This is a genomic window from Synechococcus sp. BL107 (genome assembly GCF_000153805.1).
Taxonomy (GTDB): domain Bacteria; phylum Cyanobacteriota; class Cyanobacteriia; order PCC-6307; family Cyanobiaceae; genus Parasynechococcus.
Genome location: NZ_DS022298.1, coordinates 1527846 through 1547795, shown reverse-complemented (window position 1 = coordinate 1547795; position 19950 = coordinate 1527846). Strand labels below are relative to the sequence as shown.

Genomic DNA, 19950 nt, shown 5'->3' with positions numbered 1-19950 from the left:
GGGATCTAACGGCAACTGTGCGCTGACCTTGAGCAGGATGATTGCTGCATTGTGCCCTTGGCTTGGCGATTGATGACTGCTCTAAGGGCTGTGTTCTGGGATGTAGACGGCACCCTGGCTGACACGGAGATGGAGGGACATCGTCCAGCGTTCAATCAGGCCTTTCGTGATTTAGGCCTCCCATTTCATTGGAACAAAGAGTTGTATGCCGAACTGCTGTCCATTGCCGGTGGCATTCCCCGTGTTGCGATCTACGCAAAGGATCAGGGGATCAACCTCACGCAAGACCAACTGAAGCGTTTGCGTGATGTGAAACGCGAGCATTATTTATCCCGCGTTTGTGAGGGCCATGTGCAGTGGCGGCCGGGTGTCTTGAGGCTTGTGAACGAATTGCACAACGGCCAGATCAAGCAATGGATCGTGACCTCCAGTGGTGGTCCATCTGTTCAAGCACTGTTGAATCAAGCCCAAGGAGTTATGCCAGCCTTTGATGGTGTGGTGTCGTCAGATGATGTGGCGACTGGCAAGCCCAATCCGGATGGTTATCGGTTGGCGCTCAAGCAGAGCGGCCTGCCGTCCGACTGTGTTGTGGCCTTGGAGGATTCAGCTGCAGGGCTCAAGGCTGCAACAGCCGCGGGTTTGTCCTGTGTTTTGACCCCTTCCCCTTGGGATCGAGATCTTGTGGGCGCAATCCATCTCGCCGCAGCTGTTTTTGATCATCTTGGGGACGAGCACAATCCTTCCTTGCTTCAGCAAGGCCCCCCTTGTCTAGAAGGCATGTTGACGCTGAACTATATGAAGTCGTTGTTGCTCTACTCAGGTTCATGAGCACGCTGCAGCGCACCCGTTTAGCGGCACTTCAACGCACGGCTGGTCAACAGCTCAAAGCCAGTTTTGGCGGACCCTGGTGGAGACGAAGTTCTCGAATTCTGTTGTTACTTACTGGCTTCTTTATAGGAAGCAATCTCACGGTGCATCTCGATAACGCCACAGGAGCTCGGACGTTTAGTGCCTTTTTTGCCTTACTGGCTTGCGAGTTGCTCGTGTTAATTCGGCGACGATATCCCTTGCTTGACTCCCTCAGATTGGGATTCATCTACGCCGTTGTTTTGGAGGCCTTCAAAGTTGGATCTTGACGGTCGTCAGCTCATACCTAGGGAAGATCAGCGCAAATTGCTCGATTTCCTTGGGATCGACGACCCCGATCAGTGGAGACGGTCTTGGATCAGCCCATCCATCAATCTTGGCCTTGATGCTTGGCATCCAAACAGCAGTGCTGATTGGCTCTGGTCTCTCGGACTACCGATCTTGAGCCTGGCCCGTAGTCAACCCGCCAGAAAAGAGTTGATTGGCTTGAGTGCACTCCCCGGTTGCGGGAAGTCGAGTTTGGGGCAATGGCTTGAAACCGCTGCCCACAATTTGGGATTGTCCTTGCAGGTGATTTCAATTGACGACTTTTATTTCCCGGCCGACCAATTAGAGCGATCGATGAAAGGAAATCCATGGGGAGTGCCTCGCGCTTTGCCTGGAAGCCATGATTTGCAACTGCTTCAACGCACCCTTGAGCTTTGGCGAAAAGGGCAGTCGATTCAATGTCCTCGTTTTGACAAGGCCTTGCGTAACGGACGGGGAGATCGCTCAGGCTGGCGTGCTTGCCATGCCGATCTCCTTGTTCTGGAAGGCTGGTTTGTCGGCTGCCCAGCGGGATACGAAGCCGAAAGGAAGGAGGAGGGTCTGGAACCACCCGTCACGGCGAGTGAATTGGCCTACCGCAAACAAACTGAGGAGATCTTGCGGAGCTATCAACCGGTGTGGACTGAACTTGATCAGCTTTGGCAACTTCGGGCCACCGATCATCAATCGCCGCAGCTTTGGAAGCGTCAACAAGAAGATGCCATGCGGACGACTCGAGGAAGTTCCCTAAACGGAAGCGAATTGGATGGTTTTATCAGAATGATTTTGAGTGCGATTCCCTCAGAAATCATCCAAAACATTCCTGCTGATGTCGTTTTCGAGGTGGATCCGGGTCGTGATCTGACCCGAATCCATCTCAGTCGTGCCTCTTAGGCCTCGGCCTCGTCTGTATCACTGACGGGGTATACAAATCCTTGAGCACGACCGCTCAGGACGGACTTACCGATCGACATGGCGCGCTGAGCGGCTACGGCGGCCTTGCCTTTCCAAGTGGCACTGCGCTGATTGCGCTTGGCCTTCGATGTTTTCTTCTTCGGAACGGCCATCGCGGCTGAGAGATCGTCAAAAAAACATTCTCTCGCTTGAAGAGGCCTTGCGTCAAATAGCTAGGCTCATTTCAGCATTGTGTTGTTGTGGCTCCAGGTTCGAAGCAGTCAACGAATTCACCCGCGAACCAGCAGGTGGCAGAACCGTTCTTCCAAAAATTGTGGAAGAAAGAGGAAGGCGTCAGCTATTCGACGTTGATCAGGGATATCGACAACAAAAAAATTAAGCAATTGGATCTTGTCCCAGCTCAACGGGAGGTTCGAGTTTTGTACGACGACGGACGCAAGGTGAGCGTCCCGATTTTCCCAAATGATGACCGTATTCTGCGGGCCGCTGAAAGCTCTGATACCCCCTTAACCGTGGTGGATGGCCGGCGAGAACAGGCGAATAGAGATCTCGCCGGCACCTTATTTGTGGTGCTTCTTGTAGTGATCGGATTGTCGTTATTGCTGCGTCGTTCAGCACAAATGGCCAACCGCGCACTTGGGTTCGGCCGCAGCAAGCCACGCTTAAAACCACAGGAAGACTTGCAAGTTCGTTTCGAAGATGTGGAAGGCATCAATGATGCGCGTCAAGAGTTAGAGGAAGTGGTGACCTTTCTCAAGCAACCAGAAACATTTATCCGGCTCGGCGCAAAGATTCCCCGTGGCGTGTTGTTGGTTGGCCCACCGGGCACGGGCAAAACGTTATTGGCCAAAGCCATTGCCGGCGAGGCGGGGGTTCCGTTTTTCTCAATGGCGGCTTCGGAGTTTGTCGAAATGTTTGTGGGGGTCGGCGCCAGCCGGGTTCGAGATTTATTCCGTCAGGCCAAAGAGAAAGCCCCATGCATTGTTTTTATTGATGAAATCGACGCCGTTGGTCGACAACGGGGAGCCGGGATCGGTGGCGGGAACGACGAACGCGAACAAACCCTGAACCAACTGCTTACTGAGATGGATGGCTTCGAGGAAAACTCCGGGGTCATCCTTTTAGCGGCAACCAACCGGGCCGATGTACTGGATGCAGCTCTAACGCGGCCAGGTCGGTTTGATCGACGGATTGATGTGGGCCTTCCTGATCGACGAGGCCGCGCAGCCATTCTCGCTGTTCACGCTAGGAGTCGCCCCCTTGCTCTCGCCGTCAACTTGGAGCAATGGGCGAGTCGAACTCCTGGCTTTTCAGGTGCCGACCTAGCCAATTTGCTGAACGAAGCGGCCATTTTGGCCGCCCGTCAGAACAAAACTGAAATTGATGACAGCCACCTGGAAGGTGCTCTGGAACGCATCACCATGGGATTGAGTAATCGTCCCTTGCAAGACAGCGCTAAAAAGCGATTGATCGCTTACCACGAGATTGGCCATGCCCTGGTGGCAACGCTTCTCCCCGCCGCAAATGACGTCGATAAAGTGACCCTCCTCCCCCGTGGAGGGGCCGGTGGTTACACCAGGTTCATGCCCGATGAAGAGCAATTGGATTCGGGTTTAGTGACCCGATCGTCGTGTATGGCGGACTTGGTGGTCGCCCTTGGCGGCCGAGCGGCAGAACAGGTGGTGTTCGGGCCGTTGGAAGTCACTCAGGGGGCCAGTGGCGATTTACAAATGGTGGCCCAACTCTCCCGAGAAATGGTCACCCGGTTTGGCTTCTCAAGCCTCGGTCCACAGGCTCTTGAAGGAGCTGGATCTGAAGTGTTCTTGGGACGTGATTGGTTCAGTCAACGGCCTGGTTATGCCGAAACAACAGGCCAAGCCATCGATGGGCAAATTCGCACTTTGGCGAAAAACGCCTTATCGCAAGCGGTGTCGCTGTTGGAATCAAAGCGTGAACTCATGGATCAGCTTGTGGAAGCGTTGATCGAGGAGGAAACATTGAGCGGTGAGCGATTTCGAAGCCTGGCTGAACTGAACTGACATGAAACGCTTGCTCTGGATTCTGTTGCCACCGCTCTTGGTTGTGGTGGCACGGATGCACGTGGAGTGGGTTTGGTTTTCCCAATTCAACTGGCAGTCGGTTCTGTTTCAACGCTGGATGCTTCAGCTGCTTTTCGCAGGAATTGGCTCCATACCAGTTGCTTTAGCGGTGCTTTGGCTGAGAGCCTTCGATCGAATCGACGATCCACCACGGCAACAGATGCGCCCCATCGAAGGGGTGCGATTCAGCCTCGTGCTGTTGTTGAGTGGCTTGGCATTTCTCGCCTGCAGCGTTGTGCTGACGGATCTTGCGATCCTGGCTTGGAAACAACCCTTCAGCCTGAGTCACTGGCACGAGTCAAGTCACTCCATGGCTTCGGAGTGGAAAGCCATGCTCCCCGTGCAATTGGCCATCGCGGGAGTGTCGTTATGCCGACCGCAGTGGAGACGATGGCTTGCCATTGCAATGGGATTTGCACTGCTGTTGGTGGTATCCCGAGCTTGGGGAGTGTGGAGTTTGGCTTGGTTGATCCCTGATGAAGGACTCCGTGAGCCATTACTTGATACGGATCTCAGTTTTGGTCTCGGTCGATTTTCTGCACTCCAGTTAGGCCTAGAGCTATTAGTTCTCTCAGGCACGTTCACCACCGCACATGCTCTGTGGGGACGGGTAACAGTCGCTCCCCACCTATCGGACTGGTCGATGCCAGCCCTTGGCTGTCGCTCCTACCGATGGCTATCGATTGGGGTCGGCACCAATTTGATTGGTGTGGCTGGCCTGGTTTGGTTATCACGACACCAATTGCTCTGGCATCAGCACGGCTTAGTGGCGGGGGCCGGCTGGTTGCAACACCACCTCACCCTTCCTTTTCGAAGCCTGCTGGCCTTAGTTCTGCTGGTTTTAGCCGTGAGCTGCATCGTCAGTGGGTTTGGTCGTGTCCAACGACTTCTCCTCCTTTGTGTTGCTGCAATCGTGATCATTGAATTCACCCTGACGCCACTAACGCGTTGGCTGGTGGTACGACCACAAGAATTGAATCTTCAATCGCCATACCTTGAAACCGCCATTCGATTAACCCGGCATGGTTTTCAATTGGATCGAATCCAACGGCGGCGTACTGAGCCAAATGTTGATCTCACTGAAGAAGATTTGGAGTCTGGAGCTAGCACCCTGCGCAATGTTCGCCTTTGGGATAGCGGACCTCTTTTAGAAACCAACCGCCAGCTTCAACAACTAAGAGTTTATTATCGTTTTTCAAATGCTGCTGTTGACCGTTATCCATTAATTCCAGATAGTGATACATCACAGCAGGTAATTATCTCAGCACGAGAGTTAGATCAATCAGCACTTCCACGTCGTTCAAAAACATGGCAGAACAGACACTTTGTTTTCACCCACGGGAACGGATTTACTGTCAGCCCTGTGAATACAAGGGGAAATGATGGACTTCCCTCTTATGTGATCAGTGATTTAGGTTCAAATACACGAATCGAAGGAAATCAAGACCTGGGCATCAAGCGTAAAGATGTGGAAGCTGCAATTCCCGCCCAAAATGCAGCGCTTTATTTCGGAATGCTTCCCTCACCCTATGCAGTTGTCCCAACTGATGTTGATGAATTCGATTATCCAGACGGCGATCTCAATGTTTATTCCCACTACGAAGGATCTGCTGGCGTATCGATAGGGTCATTGATACAAAGACTGTCTGCTTCGATTTATCTTGCAGAACCGAGACTACTTACAACAAAAGCAATACAGAAGGATTCAAGGGTACTTCTACGCCGCGAAGTAAGACAACGCATACGGGCGATTGCTCCATTCTTGGATCTTCGAGGTGATCCTTATCTAGTTTCTGTACCTGGTGAAAAACGTAAACTAGGAGTCGCTAATCCTCGTACCCAGAATCAATTTTGGATTGTAGAAGGATATACTCATAGTGCAACATATCCCTATAGTGCTGCTGTAAGCAATACTGATTCTGATCGATACTTACGCAACTCAGTTAAAATCGTAGTCGATGCATACAATGGAAGTATGCGTCTATTCGTCAATGAACCAAATGACCCGCTTATTCAAGCCTGGCAAAGCTTATTTCCACAACTTTTTGAATCAATCGAGAACATGCCGAATACTCTTAAATCGCATCTATTAGTGCCGGAGAATTTTTTCAAGGTACAAGTCAGTCAACTGCAGAGATATCACGTCGAAGATCCTCGGATTTTTTACAGTGGTGACGATGTATGGCAAGTGCCACTGGAGGTATATGGAGGACAACAGATATCGGTGGAGCCGTATCATATAACTGCACAAATAGAGGGGAATAACAGTTCTGAATTTTTGTTGCTTCAACCCCTTACGCCGTTGGCGAGGCCGAATCTCACCGCTTGGTTGGCGGCAAGGAATGATGCTGAGCATTTTGGAGAATTATTGTTGATCGATTTCCCAAAAGACCGACCAATTCTTGGGCCTGAACAAATCCAAGCGCTGATTAATCAAGATCCAGAAGTTAGTAAAGTGTTTAGCCTTTGGGATGGTGGGGGTTCAGAACTTATCCAAGGAAATCTGTTGGTTTTGCCAGTTGGCACGAGCCTTCTATATGTAGAACCTGTTTACCTAAAGGCAACAAAGGGTGGACTTCCATCATTAGTACGTATTGTCGTGAGTGATGGACGTGGTATCGCAATGGATGTGAACTTGTCAGCGGCGATTAATCGTCTAATTAAAAAAACCCCAACGGAAAAACCGAAGGGGTTATCAACTGATCGACTTGAAAAACCGAGTGAACAGTTAGTTAGCTGATAGCAGAAAAATATTCTTTGCTACCCTCGGGATCGGGTTTCATTGTTTTTTCACCAGGTGTCCAGTTGGCTGGGCACACTTCGTCAGGGTTGGCCTGAACGTACTGGAAGGCCTGCAACACACGCAGAGTTTCATCAACATTGCGACCAACGGGTAAGTTGTTGATCGTGGAATGCATGATCACACCATCTGGATCGATGATGAACAGGCCACGCAAGGCAACACCCTCAGCATCATCAAGCACGTTGTAGGCCGTTGCGATCTCCTTCTTCAGATCAGAGACCAAGGGATAGTTGATATCGCCAAGACCACCCTGGTTACGAGCAGTTTGAATCCAGGACAGATGGCTGAATTGACTGTCCACAGAAACGCCTAGAACTTCAGTGTTCTTGCTGGAGAAATCTGAGTAGCGATCGCTAAACGCGGTGATCTCCGTAGGGCAAACAAACGTGAAGTCCAACGGATAGAAGAACAACACCACGTACTTCCCTTTGTACTGAGACAAGGAGATCTCCTTGAATTCCTGATCCACCACGGCGGTAGCAGTGAAATCAGGGGCCTTTTGGCCCACACGCAGGCAACCGTTATCGGTCATAGTCGTCATACAGTGAGGAATAACTGGAAGTCGAGATGGACTAACCCGTAGTCGAAACGACTTCCAGTCTTACGTATCAAATTATCACGTCTTCGTAGATGTCACGCCATAAACTGAGCCAATGACTGAACAGACTTCTCGTTGGGACCCCTCCCTACTCCGCAAATTCAGTGCGACGGGGCACTTCAGGCTTCTAAATCAATTGAGGGGAGATTTGAAAAAAAAGCCCCTCGAGCGAGATCAGCGCACGGGTGGTCTTCGTCGTCCAGGCAGTGGCTCACGGAGCAACACAACGCGCCGGGGACCAGTACAACGCAAGATTCCAACTCAGATCATCAGCGAAACGGTAGATCTCGGCCAATCAGAGAATCCACAATCGTTTCGAGACCGGTTGAATGCGATTGAAATGCGCTAATCGGTCAACCTTGAGATGTATGATGGTGACTGGCCTAAAGGCCGTTTGTCAGAGTAGCTCAGCTGGTTAGAGCACAGGATTCATAACCCTGAGGTCGGGAGTTCAAGTCTCCCCTCTGACATTTTTAGTCACCATGGATCAAGTCAATTCAATCGATTGATTTGTTTTCTTGAATTGATCAACAATGCACGGACAGACTTAACAATTTCAGGCTTTTCGTGTTGGAAGCTTGCTCAACGGATTAAGCGCCGCACCACCAGCGCGGCGTATTTCGAAGTGAAGATGTGGACCTGTGCTGCGTCCAGTGCTTCCCATCAAAGAAATACGAGAACCTTGGGGAACGATTTGCCCTTTTCTCACCAAGATTCGGCTGTTGTGGGCGTAGCGGGTCGAATCTCCATCCGCATGGGAGATCTCAACCAAATAGCCATAGGCTCCGCTCCACCCAGCAAAAGCCACAACGCCATCACGGGAAGCGAAGATTGGTGTTCCGGTGTTATTGGCAATATCAATTCCCTTGTGCATGCGACCCCAACGCCAACCAAAACCAGAGGTGAAAACACCCTTTGTAGGCCAGAGGTAATGGCGACTAAATTTCAATCGTTCTGTAGGTGTGCTCCCAGGATTGAACGTTGATCGAATAGGCCAAGCAGCACCACCGCTCATTGTTGGACGAATGGCCAGCATGGATTGCGCCGGTGAAGCTTGAACCACTCGTAACTCGCGCCCGACTGTTAGCTCATTCAGCTGAAGTCCGGGGTTGAAGGTTTTTAGTTCTGCGCGAGAAACACCATTACGGGCCAAAAACGATGCCAATGAATCGCCCTTTTGAAAAGCAGCAACCTCTGAAACGGGAGGGGGTGTTGAAAGTGGAGCCGTATCTCGACGTGACTTCTTGTTGAGTCCGATGATGGATTCCGCTGAATCACCAAGGGACTCAGGCACCACGACCCAACTATCGACTAAAAAGCGGTGGGTGGTTGGATGACCATTCAACTCGGCCAGTTGTACGGGATCAAGATCAAGTGATTTGGCGAGCCGGGTGAGCGATAACGAACGGGTGAGCTGAAACCAAAGGGACCGATCTAAGGCTGACGCATCGTCTGTGGGCGATGAAAGCTCTGTTAAAGACTGGGTAGTGGGTCGTTTTGAAATCTCGACAGGAAGGGGAGGAAGCTCCGCCAGATTGAAAACGTTGTTATCTGCATGCCCTGGCAAGCCACTCCAAGCGGAGAGTGCCAATAAAGGAGTAGTGGCACTTGCTAGTAGGAGCAGTGCGCGCATACAACCTCAGAAGATCCGCTGAAAGTAACGAATCGATGCAGTTGGCGCAAGGGGGGTTGGCGCAGTCCTGTGATCACCACAACTGCAACCGATGGCCCGCCACATACGTCACGAGGGCACAAGCAACAGACAAATTGAGGCTTCTGACACCACCTTGACCACTGGGGGCCGCCGCACCTGGCATTGGAATCGTGACAATGGAATGGCACTGGTCGCGAATGTCCTCAGGAAGACCTGTGTCTTCGCGCCCGAAGAGCAATACATCTCCGTGTTGAAATTCAAATTCGCTTAGGCAACTACCACCTCGACGGCTGCAACCAATGATCCGGTTATGGGGAAGCAACCCATCTTTCAAGGCATCAAAACTCCCATGCGTCGAGACCTGGACATGGGGCCAATAATCAAGTCCGGCTCGACGGAGGCTGCGGTCGTCAATTTGAAACCCCAGCGGCTCGATCAGCGAAAGGGGGAGCTGGAATGCTGCACAAGTTCGAGCGATGTTTCCAGTATTCGGAGGAATTCGAGGTTCAAACAAAGCAACCCGCAATGGGGCTTCTGGGTTGACGATGCTCATGGCACGGGGTGACTGATGGCGCGAAGATCAACAGCTCGTCCTTGCAAGACCAGCCAACTCAGATCAGCAATCTGATCCAGCTGTTGTGCTATCTGACCAAGTCGATCTCGGAATAAGCCGCCGATTTGGGTGGCAGGAACGACACCCCATCCAGTTTCTTCGATCACCACAACGCATTTAGAAGAGAGATGAGCAAGGGTGGTGATCAAATCGTCGGAATGCTTGGTCCAAGCCGGACCATCCATATCCAGATGGGTGGCAACAAATCCACCCAATGAGTCGACCAAAACAGATTGCCTTGGCTCAATGGTTTGGAGCGATTGAATCAAATCTGGGCCTGGCTCCAGCAAGCTCCAATGCGATGGACGCCGTTCGCGATGAATGCGCAATCGCTCAACCCAAGCAGAATCATCATCACGCTTCATGCCGGTTGCGACATAAATCACAAAAGGATCATTGGTAAGCAGGGATTCAGCCCATCGACTCTTGCCGCCACGGGAGGGTCCACTGACAAGGATTAGCTGCGAATTGTTCACTTGTGGATCAACCAGAACCATTCATCCCTTTGAGTGTGGCCACAGAGGATGGCGAAACTCGGTTGAGATAACGGAAAATCCAATACTTAAATATTGTTGCCAATATAACGGGGAAAGTGGCTATGAATAACATCACAAAATTTTCCTGAGAAGGTAATCCTAAATGTTTCGCAATCCCATTGAGTAGAACAGTCCATCCTTCAGGACTGTGAAAGCCAACAAAGATATCTGTGAATAAAATAATTGCAAATGCCTTTGCAGAATCACTCAAGCCATAAACAGCCTCATCAAAAAATCCGCGCATCACTCGTAAATCATCTCGACTGACAAAACAAACAACCGTGAAGGCTATAAGAGCACTTAAATCAGAAAATACATTTTTAACAGCTTGAACACTTAGACCATCAGCCTCATCCTTAAGCTCAATGGCTTTTTCAACTAATTTTTGACGTAACTGATCCTCCTCCATTGGTTGATCGGAATTGAGAAAAGCATCAAATTCAAGTTCTTGCTTATAGACGCGCAATTTCTCAACAGCTTGTTCCTCAAGCTTTGGTTTTGGATAACTTAAAAATGGTAGTTCTGGTGATAATCGATCAACAGCAGGGGAAATGACGTACGCCCCGGCTATTTGTTGGATCAATAACGGCACCAAGATTAAAAGCAACAGAATGCGCAACGAAATCAGCGTGCTGTTGCGACGTCGTCGAAACCCGGCAACAACCGTCTCTTCAGATGCAGGATCAAGTTGACGCCGAACCGTGTCAAAGAAGCCGAGCAAGGATCTCGGCAAAGCCTCCGGACTACGACTAATTGCAGGGGATCCACCGCTTGGTAGTTGATATCCGTAGCGACTCACCACAGCCTCAATCAGCTGCAGCTGCCTGAGCTCCTGAGTATCAAGTTGACCACGATTGCGTTCCACCGACTCCAGGGTGGTTCGGCAGATCAATAAGGCAGCACGGAACCTCCGCAAGATGCTGGCCTGAACAGACTTTGGAACGGCTAAATCAACGTCGGGCCTAACCAAACGATCGCCATAAAATTCCAATTCGAAATTCTGGATCAACAGCGCAGATTCATAGCCACGCTCAAGGTCGTTGCTGAGATCGAATCCCTGCCCACGCGAAAAAATGTTGATCCAGTTTCTGCGACTCATGACAGCGTTGTCCTAGCGGGAAAAGACCCACCAGGTGGCCATCGGGATGATCGTTCCCAGTACGAGTAAAACAATGATCCATGTCGTTGCATCGCTTTCTTCCGTTTCCGCCTTTGTGGGGATGTTGGTTGGAAGCGCCACCCGCTCGAGGACCTCCGGAGGACCTGGATCTTCACCACCTGCAAGAACGGTGGACAACCGAGCTAGTCCATCGATCGATGACTGTCGGTAGCGATCACCATCACGAAGTGGAAGGGTCATCGTTGTGCGAGCAGTACTCGTGAGTAACGACTCCGGCAGTTGACTTTGCAACGCAGAGTCGGCGAGAAGCGCGGCACGTTTGTTTTGTGTTTCGATCAAAATCAATAAAAGGGGCACCTCGCTTTTTCCAGACCAGGACGCCATCAGTTCCTCACCGAAGCTCTTCAAGCTGTATCCGTAATCAAGACGCCGCAATGTGATCAAACGTGCATCAACGCGTTGATCCTCCAAGCCCTTCAGCTTCGATTCGAGCTCATTGCGACTCGCGCGACTAAAGACATTGGCTTCATCAACAATCAACTCCTGAGGAGGAGACGACCCCAGTTCTGATGGCGAAATGGCTAGCCCAACGGGCACCCAAACAAACAAACAGAGGCTGATTGCCAGAAGCGCGGCAACAAAACGGCGGGGGAACAGCGGCATCACCTCAAGCGGAACTCACTGCAGTCTGCCCTTAGCTGTCGAGCATGTCTCGATTTAAGGCCTCAATAGCCACAACAATCATGTTCGCTTCGTTTTCTGGAAGGTCCACCTTGGCCGCCAGTTGCTTAAGGAAATCCTCCTCCTCGCTGGTCACTTTCTTGTCGGCATGGACAAGGTGCGCGGCAAGGGCCAGCGCGGACTGTTGTTGACGGGGGCTCAACACAGGCAAGGCTTCGTCGACGAGTCCCGTGACGCCCCGCTCCCTAAGCACCGCTAACAGCTGATCGAAGAGTTCACCCATGACGGCTTCGCTGCTGCTGCTGTAAAGCGATCGGTACTCCAACTGCAGTCGAAGAGCATGGGCTTCATCTCGCCCCAACACACCATCACACCCCACCGCAGCTAGGGCCACTGCGGCAAAAGCCTCTGCACAGTTCATGGGCGCAACACGATTGCCCATATTTGAGCAAGATGTTCCCGTTCCTGCAGCAGTCCGCATCGATGCCAACACCGGCCCGTGTTGTTTTGTTCAGTGGGTTGCTGGTCCTGGTTTTGGCTGTCACGAATGCATCGACAGCTGATCGGATTACGCCAGACCTTCAACGGGCGGAGGTCTTGGCCGGACTGGCGGCGGTAGGACTGATGTTGGTTGCCGTGCTGTGGACGAGGGCCAATCCTCGATCGGCGGACCAGGTGGATCTGCAAGGAGAGCAGGGACTCGTGATGGATCAACAGACTTCAGCGGATCTTCGCGAGGAATTGGGGTGGGGGAGTCACATGCTGCTAACCGCAACACCAGCGTCAACGGTGCTGGTGTATTGGAGAGGGCAGGTCATCCTGCGTCGCGGCTTGATTCGTGCTGTCACGTTTAAACCAGGAGACATTTGCAATCGAGTGATGGAACGGGAGACGACCATCTCGCTCGTCAATACAGAACTATTTCCAGGACGAACTGAGTTTGATTCTGTTGTGGAAAATCTTCCAGCCGTCGTGATATCTCCCCTGGGAAAAAATGGTGTTGTTGTTGTGGGTGGGTGGTCGAAACGTTGTTTCAGCCAGTCCGATGAACGCTGGTTAGAAGGCTGGACTCAGAGACTTAAAACTTCACTTGAGAAGAATTCTTCTGATTAACATCTTTATTGTTTTTGTCTTCGAATTTAATCTGAGTTTTTACGCGATTTCTGGATGGTGAAAACTGTATCGAACCATTAGAATTAAAGCCAGCTTCCATCTGTTCAGCACGTTTTATTTGCCCGGCATTAGATTCTTTAGGGTTTGTATTACCGGCAGCAGTGAGAAGATCATCGCGCCAGTTCCAAGTACAGCTTTGGGCTCTCAAATTCTTATCTGGTTGTTTGACTTGACACGAATTGGAGATAGTGAAGGTATGGCTTGGTATATCAATAACAAATCCAACACCACGGACATCACTCTTGGGAAGTGATGCAGAAACCGGAGCTTTTGATGAAAGCTGATCACGTTCAAAGTACCAGCGAGTTTCGCCTGCATCCACAACAGCATCGTCCTCCTCAAGCTTGAATTGAACAGGAGCTTTTAAGTCAATAAAATTTTTCTTTGTATTGCCCTGAACCGAAGCAGCCGTAAGACGACGGCCATCCATTTGATTTGCAATAATGGGACCAAGAGCAGCAATGATCCCACTATTTAAATTCCATCGACTATTCCCAGCCGTGATCACCGTTTGTGGATCAATGGTTGAACTATAGTTGTTCTGCCATCGCAAAAGTGTTGTCGGACCTTTGAATAGAAGCTGACCACTTTCTTGCTGAAAAGTAAGAGAACTGGAAATAATTTTTGAATTCCTGTTTAAAGCAGTAGGCCTTTGATTGATCACCATTGTCGACAAAGCCGGTCTCCATATCAAACGATCACCCTGAATAAGAAGAGGTTCTGCCCCTAAACGTTTCAGCCGCACAGAGCCTTCCAGCACAACAAGCTCGCCATCATTAAGTACGGTTGCATGCTCTGCACTGATCATGAATGAAGGCTTGTCTTCAAAATAAAGAATCCCCTTAGGAATTCTTGCCCTCACTGTTCTTGCAGCTGTGTTGTAGCGAGCCTCAGGACTTGTCAGTTCCCAATCTCGAATACCATTAGGTCGACGTTGTTTTAGATCTAGCGACCGAAAGACAAAAGGGGTGGATGCCTGATTCTTAATTTGACTAGAAGGATTTGAGGCGCACGCTGAAAGGAAGCAAGAGCTACCTATCACAGCAATAATGCATCTTGACCGTAAAAACTTCAGTTCCTTCATATCAAAGATCGTCATCCAATTCGAGACGCGCCATCACCGGCTCAGGTTTTGGCAGCTCAGTTCCAGATGTCAACCCACCCCAATGAAGCTGGTCCAGCCAGTGTTCAGGATCTAAAGAACAATTCAGTTGATTCAAAATACGAGAACTTAGGTCGGGTAGTAAAGGTGCTAGTAGTAACCCAACAATCCGAGTTGACTCCAATACCACATAAAGATCATTCGCAACAGATTGTTCCTCACCTTGCTGCTTCATCCGACTCCAGGGAGCCGTGTCATTGAGATGACCATTGGCGGCAATCGCTAATTGTAAAATAGACTCAGATGCGGCCTTGAAACCAAGTTCAGGCATGCAACGCATCACAGTTGCAATTGTGGCTTGTGCTTTTAGCGCAAGGGGATGATTGATATGGCTTTCGACTGAATGAGGGGGGACTGAATCATCGAACCACTTTCGCGCCATTGATGACGTGCGATTCAAAAGATTTCCGATGGTATTAGCCAAATCATTATTGACTAAGTCGGAAAAACGTTGTTGTTGAAAATCGCCATCATCGCCAAATTGAATATCCCTTAACAGATACCATCGCACAGCATCAGTACCACACTTTTCTAATAACAATTCTGGATCAAGAACATTTCCCAAAGACTTGCCCATTTTTTGTCCCTCGCGGGTGAGAAATCCATGACCAAAAACACGCTTTGGAAGAGATAGACCAGCAGATATCAACATTGCTGGCCAAAAAACAGCATGAAATCTCAAAATATCTTTACCGATCACATGGACTGAAGCTGGCCATCCGCTGTCGGCTAATCGATCTAGATCAACGGAACCACCATCATCCAAGAGTGCAGTTAGGTAACCGAGCAGTGCATCGAACCACACATAAAACGTATGTCCTGGATGTCCTGGAACTGGTATGCCCCATGACACATTGACCCGTGAAATTGAAAAATCACGAAGTCCGCGTGCTACAAAATTACGAACTTCCTGTCGCCGACTTGCAGGTGCAATGAAGTCGTCATTTGCGATCAACTCTTCAATCTCACGTTGATAACGGGATAAGCGGAAAAATAGGTTCTCCTCGTCGCGCCACTCAAGGGTTTTTTGATGAATCGGGCATTGGGGATCGACTGCATCATCAGGATCATCTTTGAATTCCTCACATCCAACGCAATACCACCCCGTCTGTCGACCGGTAACGATGTCGCCAGAGGCTTTAACGCGCTCGTAGAACTGTTCTACAAGCTCAAGGTGTCGAGGATTAGTGGTACGGACAAAACGATCCTGACTGATGTCCCAACGTGACCAAAGGTCTTGATAACGCTCGCTGACTTGGTCGCAGTGAGCCATAGGGCTGATGTTTTTTTGTTCAGCCGTGCGTTGAATTTTCTGACCATGTTCATCCACACCGGTGATGAACAGCACGTCGTTTTGGGTCAGTCGCTTAAAACGGGCCAGGGCATCACAGGCCAGGGTCGTATACGTGCTGCCGAGATGCGGCTTGTCGTTGACGTAGTAAAGCGGAGTCGTAAGTGTGTAAGACATCGTCGGGAGAAAAACTCCGCTGCACCGCAGCGACGCCAGAGTTTAACGACCATGTCTCTCAACAACGACCACGCTTGGGTCTGTTTTCCTAAAGGTGATCCATATCCCCATTCCCTCAGACCCCATGATTCGGAAAGACGTGCTGGTTTGGGGCGGTGGAACCGGAGGCGTTGCCGCTGCTCTGCAAGCAGCACGCAGCGGTGCTTCCACCATGTTGTTAACGCCCGGGCCATGGCTTGGGGGAATGGTTAGCGCTGCTGGGGTCTGTGCACCGGATGGTCATGAACTGAGTTGCTGGCAAACGGGGATGTGGGGTGCTTTCTTGCGGGAGCTTCATTGCAGTGAACCCTCTGGGCTCGATCAAAACTGGGTGAGTTGTTTTGGCTATCGGCCCCAACAGGCCGAGGACATCCTTCAGCGATGGGTCCATAACGAGCCGTTGTTGCAGTGGTGTGGGGATTGTGAACTGCGAAACCTTTCCCAGCGAGACGGGCTGATTCAACGTCTCGAGGTTCAGCAGGGACCCGCTTCACAACAACAACGCCTCTTTGTTGAGGCAGACATTTTTATTGATGGGAGTGACCTCGGAGACCTCCTTGCCCTAACGGACGTGCCCTACCGCTGGGGATGGGAGGCCAAGGAACAGTGGGATGAGCCAAGTGCTCCAACCCAACACCGACTGATCAACGAAGCGTTCTTCAAACACCAACCTGTTCAATCCCCCACATGGGTTGTGATGGGACAGCTGAAACAATCAGGCCCTCCATCCAAACCCCTTCTGCCATCACAGCCTTTTGAATACAGCACCGCTGCCTTTGGGTTGGAGCGGACGATCACCTACGGCCGCTTGCCCGGTGGTTTGGTCATGCTCAATTGGCCACTTCACGGCAACGATTGGCATCACGGACTGCACAGGGCAGTGAGCTCTGATCCTCTGGACAGAACGGAGCTGGCCAATGAGATGAAAGCGCATAGCGCATCATTTTTATCGGCCCTTCAAGAATGTTCGGACGGTTGGATCACTCCAGGGAAGGCTTTCCCAGGGGCCAACCCCAGTGTTGCCCTGATGCCCTACTGGCGAGAAAGTCGTCGACTGATCGGGACGACCACCGTGACAGAAAACGAATTGCTACCCGTATCAGCCGGCGCCCGTCGTGGATCGATTCCCTTGGATGACGACGGTCAATGCACCAGCATTGCGGTCGGCACCTACGCCAACGACCATCACTACCCAGGGGAGGACTGGCCCCTTGCTTCCAAAAGTTGTCGATGGGGGGGGCGGTGGACCGGTACTCCCTTTTGCATCCCCTACGGCGCATTAGTCAGCGAAACCGTGCCAAATCTCTTGATGGCAGATAAAGGCTTCAGCGTGAGTCACATGGCGAATGGCGCGACGAGGTTGCAACCCTTAATTCTCAACATCGGTCAAGCAGCTGGTTTGGCAGCGGCGTTATCGGTCCATCGCTCCTGCCTACCCACTGAGGTACCGGTGAGCGTGCTTCAGACCCATCTCCTTCATGACCCGACGGCCCCAGCAGCAGTGTTGCCACTTTGGCAGTGGCCGGCATGGCATCCCCACTGGAGAACAGCTCAAGAACAAGGATTAGCCGCACCAGAGCAAGTTGATGCCATGGGTTTGTTGGCCCCATCGCGATCCGTTCACCTCGATCAACCTGGCCTGAATGAAGCCCATATTGATCGCCACGAAGAGTTCTTAAAGGGCAGGGTGTCCTCGACGGCAGACGGTGGCTTTCAGTTCAGCTCCGATGATGAACATTGGCCTCTCATCACGCTGGAGCCAGCCATCAACGCATGGCTCCACCAACAAGATCGCCCAACTGGGATGGTTCGTGTACGCGTGGTTCGGAATCCGTGGGGGCCCTGGCTTCGTTTGATTGGGGTGATTGATTAAGTCAGCTGAAGCTGCAATTCGCCCCGGTCAGGATCCGCCAGCTTCACCGTCATCGTCATCCGATCTCCTGGATTCGGATTGCCTTGATCGACGCGACCGACAACATCCATGGCTAAGTCAGCAAGATGGACAAGGGCTAAGCCGTCTTGCGGTCTTAAAAAACGAAGAAACTCGGCATCCCAGCGTTGATCTCGATATTGAGAAAACCACACCTGTTGCCAATGGCGCTGGTCTTCACGGCTGATTTGAATCGACTGACGGAGCGGATCGTCTAAGTCGTCGATTAATTCACCCATTTCAGGTTCACTTAACGGGGTGGTGTTCTCCAGTTGAGCAATGATCTGACGGTGGGAGGCCAGGTCGGCATAACGACGGATGGGAGACGTGGCTTGCACATAGGCAGACAGTCCAAGGCTGAAGTGCGCCATGGGCTGGGTTCCCTGTACCCCACGACTCAAACATCGCTTGATCGCAGCATCGCGGGCTGGCCCCTCAGGCAATTGGTCGAGTTCAGTCTGCGACGGAAGTTCAGCGGGCGGCTGACTTCGAAATGGCAGAGCCAACTCATGTTGACAACCAAACTCCGCGACAACTGCACCCATCAACAGCATCGCTTCACTCACCATCAAACGCGCCGGACTGGGTTCCACCAATTGAAGGAATAACGCACCGTCACTCCGCCGAAAGCGTCCTTCCATTCGATCAAACATCAGGGCTCCTTGTTGGCGACGCCATCGACTGCGCAGCTGCATCAACTGGGATAAATCCGCCAACGTTTCGTCACCAGGAGGGGCCAATTCGATCAGCTCGTCGCCATCCGCATAGGTAAGGCCATAGCGAGGCTGCACCCAACTCCTCGCAATACGACGCTCAGCGATCGCTCCAGCACTGTCCAACCGCACAGAAACGCTGATTGCCGCGGTGCGTTGTCCGGCACGAAGGCTTAGGGGGCCGGCGGCTAGTCCGAGGGGAAGCATCGGAAGTACGCCATCGGCAAGGTAAAGGCTGGTGGCACGACGACGGGCTTCTTGATCCAACGGGCTACCAGGGCTGATCAGGCGTGCTGGATCAGCGATATGAACCCAAATCCAAACTTCACCGTTTTGAACGTCGAGGGAAACAGCGTCATCAATTTCACGGGTCCCGGCATCGTCGAGGGTGTAGGTCGCCAGATGACACAGGTCCAGCCGGTCGTCGTCTCCAGGATGCGGTTGCGCCGCAGACGAGATCAGTCGTTGGGCCTCGTGCTCCAACTCCATGGCAAACGTTCCGGACCAGACACTGCCGTGCAGGGCACGGGGCTGATGCGGATCCAAAAGCCCTCTTTGAATACACCACTGCCGCAGGCTGCCCTGATCAGGACTCAGCGAAAACACTTGCGCCCAATGGGCCACATCGGGATCATCCTTCAAGTTCGAAGCATCATCACGAGCTCGATCAACCAAGCATTCCAATCGCTTGCGCCATTCAGGATCAAGCGTTTCCAACTGTTCTGGGGTCAGTGGAGACGATGGAGCAAGAACTGCGATCTGCTGCTGACTGTGGTCCTCCGCTAATCGCTGTTGTTTTTGAAGCTTCCTTTTGCGTTGGATCTCGTCCAAGGGCACCACAGAAATCGACTGATCCCGTCGCCAGCGGAACCAGGGTTGATCACCATGCAACCAAGCCCAAGTGGCTGCTATGTCAGGAGTATCAACGTTGGCTTTCAGGAGATCCGTTAACTCAAGGAGAGCTTGGTTCTGCTGCATTGCCTCAGCATCGGCAGCCAAAATCGACCAAGCTTCCGCAGCCGTTTTGCGATCGGGCATCAACTCCGAAAGCTCGTCAGGTGTCGGCAGAGGTTGGTCCGACACATGACCGACGGCCACGAGCTCTCGAAGTGGGAGGTCCTGATCCCGTCGTTGTCCTCCAAAAGAAATAACCGCCTTACTGCCCTTGAGAGACAGAAGACGGCCGATCAGGGGGACACCCTTTAAAACAACAGCAACAATGTCGTTGGCCTTAACTGAGGCTTTCACCACGTCGCTGAGTGACTAAGCGTGG

Annotated in this window: 19 protein-coding genes and 1 tRNA gene; 9 read left to right on the top strand and 11 right to left on the bottom strand. The window is 51.6% G+C overall.

Annotated elements, in window-relative coordinates:
- The first annotated feature begins 72 nt into the window (after nucleotides 1-72).
- The 3 genes from BL107_RS08000 to BL107_RS07990 are packed head-to-tail and all read left to right on the top strand — an operon-like array spanning nucleotide 73 to nucleotide 2067.
- Nucleotides 73-828, top strand: coding sequence for an HAD-IA family hydrolase (locus BL107_RS08000; protein WP_037988891.1), 756 nt, complete (start codon nucleotides 73-75; stop codon nucleotides 826-828).
- On the top strand, nucleotides 825-1136 hold the full coding sequence (locus BL107_RS07995; protein ID WP_009789808.1) for a DUF565 domain-containing protein: 312 nt from the start codon (nucleotides 825-827) through the stop codon (nucleotides 1134-1136). Before BL107_RS08000 ends, BL107_RS07995 begins: the two co-directional genes overlap by 4 nt.
- Entirely contained in the window at nucleotides 1126-2067 is a 942-nt protein-coding gene (locus BL107_RS07990; RefSeq protein WP_009789807.1) for a phosphoribulokinase, read from the top strand. Before BL107_RS07995 ends, BL107_RS07990 begins: the two co-directional genes overlap by 11 nt.
- Here the strand turns inward: BL107_RS07990 and rpmF are convergent.
- Nucleotides 2064-2240, bottom strand: coding sequence for a 50S ribosomal protein L32 (rpmF, locus tag BL107_RS07985; RefSeq protein WP_009789806.1), 177 nt, complete (start codon nucleotides 2238-2240; stop codon nucleotides 2064-2066). The genes BL107_RS07990 and rpmF overlap by 4 nt on opposite strands.
- An 87-nt stretch (nucleotides 2241-2327) precedes the next feature.
- On the opposite strand from rpmF, the gene ftsH reads away from it, so the two are divergent.
- Nucleotides 2328-4127, top strand: coding sequence for an ATP-dependent zinc metalloprotease FtsH (gene ftsH / locus BL107_RS07980; RefSeq protein ID WP_009789805.1), 1800 nt, complete (start codon nucleotides 2328-2330; stop codon nucleotides 4125-4127).
- A 1-nt stretch (nucleotide 4128) separates the two neighbouring features.
- A complete protein-coding gene (locus BL107_RS07975; protein WP_009789804.1) occupies nucleotides 4129-6927 on the top strand; it encodes a UPF0182 family protein in 2799 nt (932 codons plus the stop codon).
- On the opposite strand, the gene BL107_RS07970 is transcribed toward BL107_RS07975, so the two are convergent.
- Entirely contained in the window at nucleotides 6920-7522 is a 603-nt protein-coding gene (locus tag BL107_RS07970; RefSeq protein WP_009789803.1) for a peroxiredoxin, read from the bottom strand. The genes BL107_RS07975 and BL107_RS07970 overlap by 8 nt on opposite strands.
- Nucleotides 7523-7643: 121 nt before the next feature.
- On the opposite strand from BL107_RS07970, the gene BL107_RS07965 reads away from it, so the two are divergent.
- The gene (locus tag BL107_RS07965; RefSeq protein ID WP_009789802.1) at nucleotides 7644-7937 is read left to right on the top strand and encodes a hypothetical protein; all 294 of its coding nucleotides are present in this window, start codon (nucleotides 7644-7646) and stop codon (nucleotides 7935-7937) included.
- A gap of 47 nt (nucleotides 7938-7984) precedes the next feature.
- Nucleotides 7985-8058 (top strand) — tRNA-Met (locus BL107_RS07960).
- Nucleotides 8059-8144: 86 nt separating this feature from the next.
- On the opposite strand, the gene BL107_RS07955 is transcribed toward BL107_RS07960, so the two are convergent.
- The 6 genes from BL107_RS07955 to BL107_RS07930 form a co-directional block, all read right to left on the bottom strand.
- Nucleotides 8145-9221 (bottom strand): M23 family metallopeptidase, encoded by a 1077-nt coding sequence (locus tag BL107_RS07955; RefSeq protein ID WP_037988327.1) that lies wholly within the window; start codon nucleotides 9219-9221, stop codon nucleotides 8145-8147.
- Between the two features lie 73 nt (nucleotides 9222-9294).
- Nucleotides 9295-9795 (bottom strand): tRNA (cytidine(34)-2'-O)-methyltransferase, encoded by a 501-nt coding sequence (locus BL107_RS07950; RefSeq protein WP_009789800.1) that lies wholly within the window; start codon nucleotides 9793-9795, stop codon nucleotides 9295-9297.
- Entirely contained in the window at nucleotides 9792-10352 is a 561-nt protein-coding gene (locus BL107_RS07945) for a bifunctional adenosylcobinamide kinase/adenosylcobinamide-phosphate guanylyltransferase (RefSeq protein WP_009789799.1), read from the bottom strand. Before BL107_RS07945 ends, BL107_RS07950 begins: the two co-directional genes overlap by 4 nt.
- Nucleotides 10339-11490 (bottom strand): proton extrusion protein PcxA, encoded by a 1152-nt coding sequence (gene pxcA / locus BL107_RS07940; protein ID WP_009789798.1) that lies wholly within the window; start codon nucleotides 11488-11490, stop codon nucleotides 10339-10341. The genes BL107_RS07945 and pxcA overlap by 14 nt, the downstream gene beginning before the upstream one ends.
- Before the next feature lie 12 nt (nucleotides 11491-11502).
- Nucleotides 11503-12174, bottom strand: coding sequence for a photosystem II repair protein Psb32 (psb32, locus tag BL107_RS07935; RefSeq protein WP_009789797.1), 672 nt, complete (start codon nucleotides 12172-12174; stop codon nucleotides 11503-11505).
- A 31-nt stretch (nucleotides 12175-12205) separates the two neighbouring features.
- On the bottom strand, nucleotides 12206-12613 hold the full coding sequence (locus BL107_RS07930; RefSeq protein ID WP_037988890.1) for a tellurite resistance TerB family protein: 408 nt from the start codon (nucleotides 12611-12613) through the stop codon (nucleotides 12206-12208).
- A 32-nt stretch (nucleotides 12614-12645) separates the two neighbouring features.
- On the opposite strand from BL107_RS07930, the gene BL107_RS07925 reads away from it, so the two are divergent.
- Nucleotides 12646-13305 carry a cofactor assembly of complex C subunit B gene (locus tag BL107_RS07925; protein WP_009789795.1) on the top strand — a complete coding sequence of 220 codons (660 nt, stop codon included), beginning with the start codon at nucleotides 12646-12648 and terminating at the stop codon, nucleotides 13303-13305.
- Here the strand turns inward: BL107_RS07925 and lptC are convergent.
- A complete protein-coding gene (gene lptC / locus BL107_RS07920; protein WP_009789794.1) occupies nucleotides 13271-14464 on the bottom strand; it encodes an LPS export ABC transporter periplasmic protein LptC in 1194 nt (397 codons plus the stop codon). The two genes, BL107_RS07925 and lptC, sit on opposite strands and share 35 nt — an antisense overlap.
- Complete coding sequence (gene metG / locus BL107_RS07915) at nucleotides 14451-15995, bottom strand: methionine--tRNA ligase (RefSeq protein WP_009789793.1); 1545 nt, start codon at nucleotides 15993-15995, stop codon at nucleotides 14451-14453. Before metG ends, lptC begins: the two co-directional genes overlap by 14 nt.
- A 124-nt stretch (nucleotides 15996-16119) precedes the next feature.
- On the opposite strand from metG, the gene BL107_RS07910 reads away from it, so the two are divergent.
- Nucleotides 16120-17907 (top strand): FAD-dependent oxidoreductase, encoded by a 1788-nt coding sequence (locus tag BL107_RS07910; RefSeq protein ID WP_009789791.1) that lies wholly within the window; start codon nucleotides 16120-16122, stop codon nucleotides 17905-17907.
- Here BL107_RS07910 and BL107_RS07905 read toward each other — a convergent pair.
- On the bottom strand, nucleotides 17904-19925 hold the full coding sequence (locus BL107_RS07905) for a ribonuclease catalytic domain-containing protein (protein WP_232192862.1): 2022 nt from the start codon (nucleotides 19923-19925) through the stop codon (nucleotides 17904-17906). The two genes, BL107_RS07910 and BL107_RS07905, sit on opposite strands and share 4 nt — an antisense overlap.
- Nucleotides 19926-19950 lie beyond the last annotated feature (25 nt).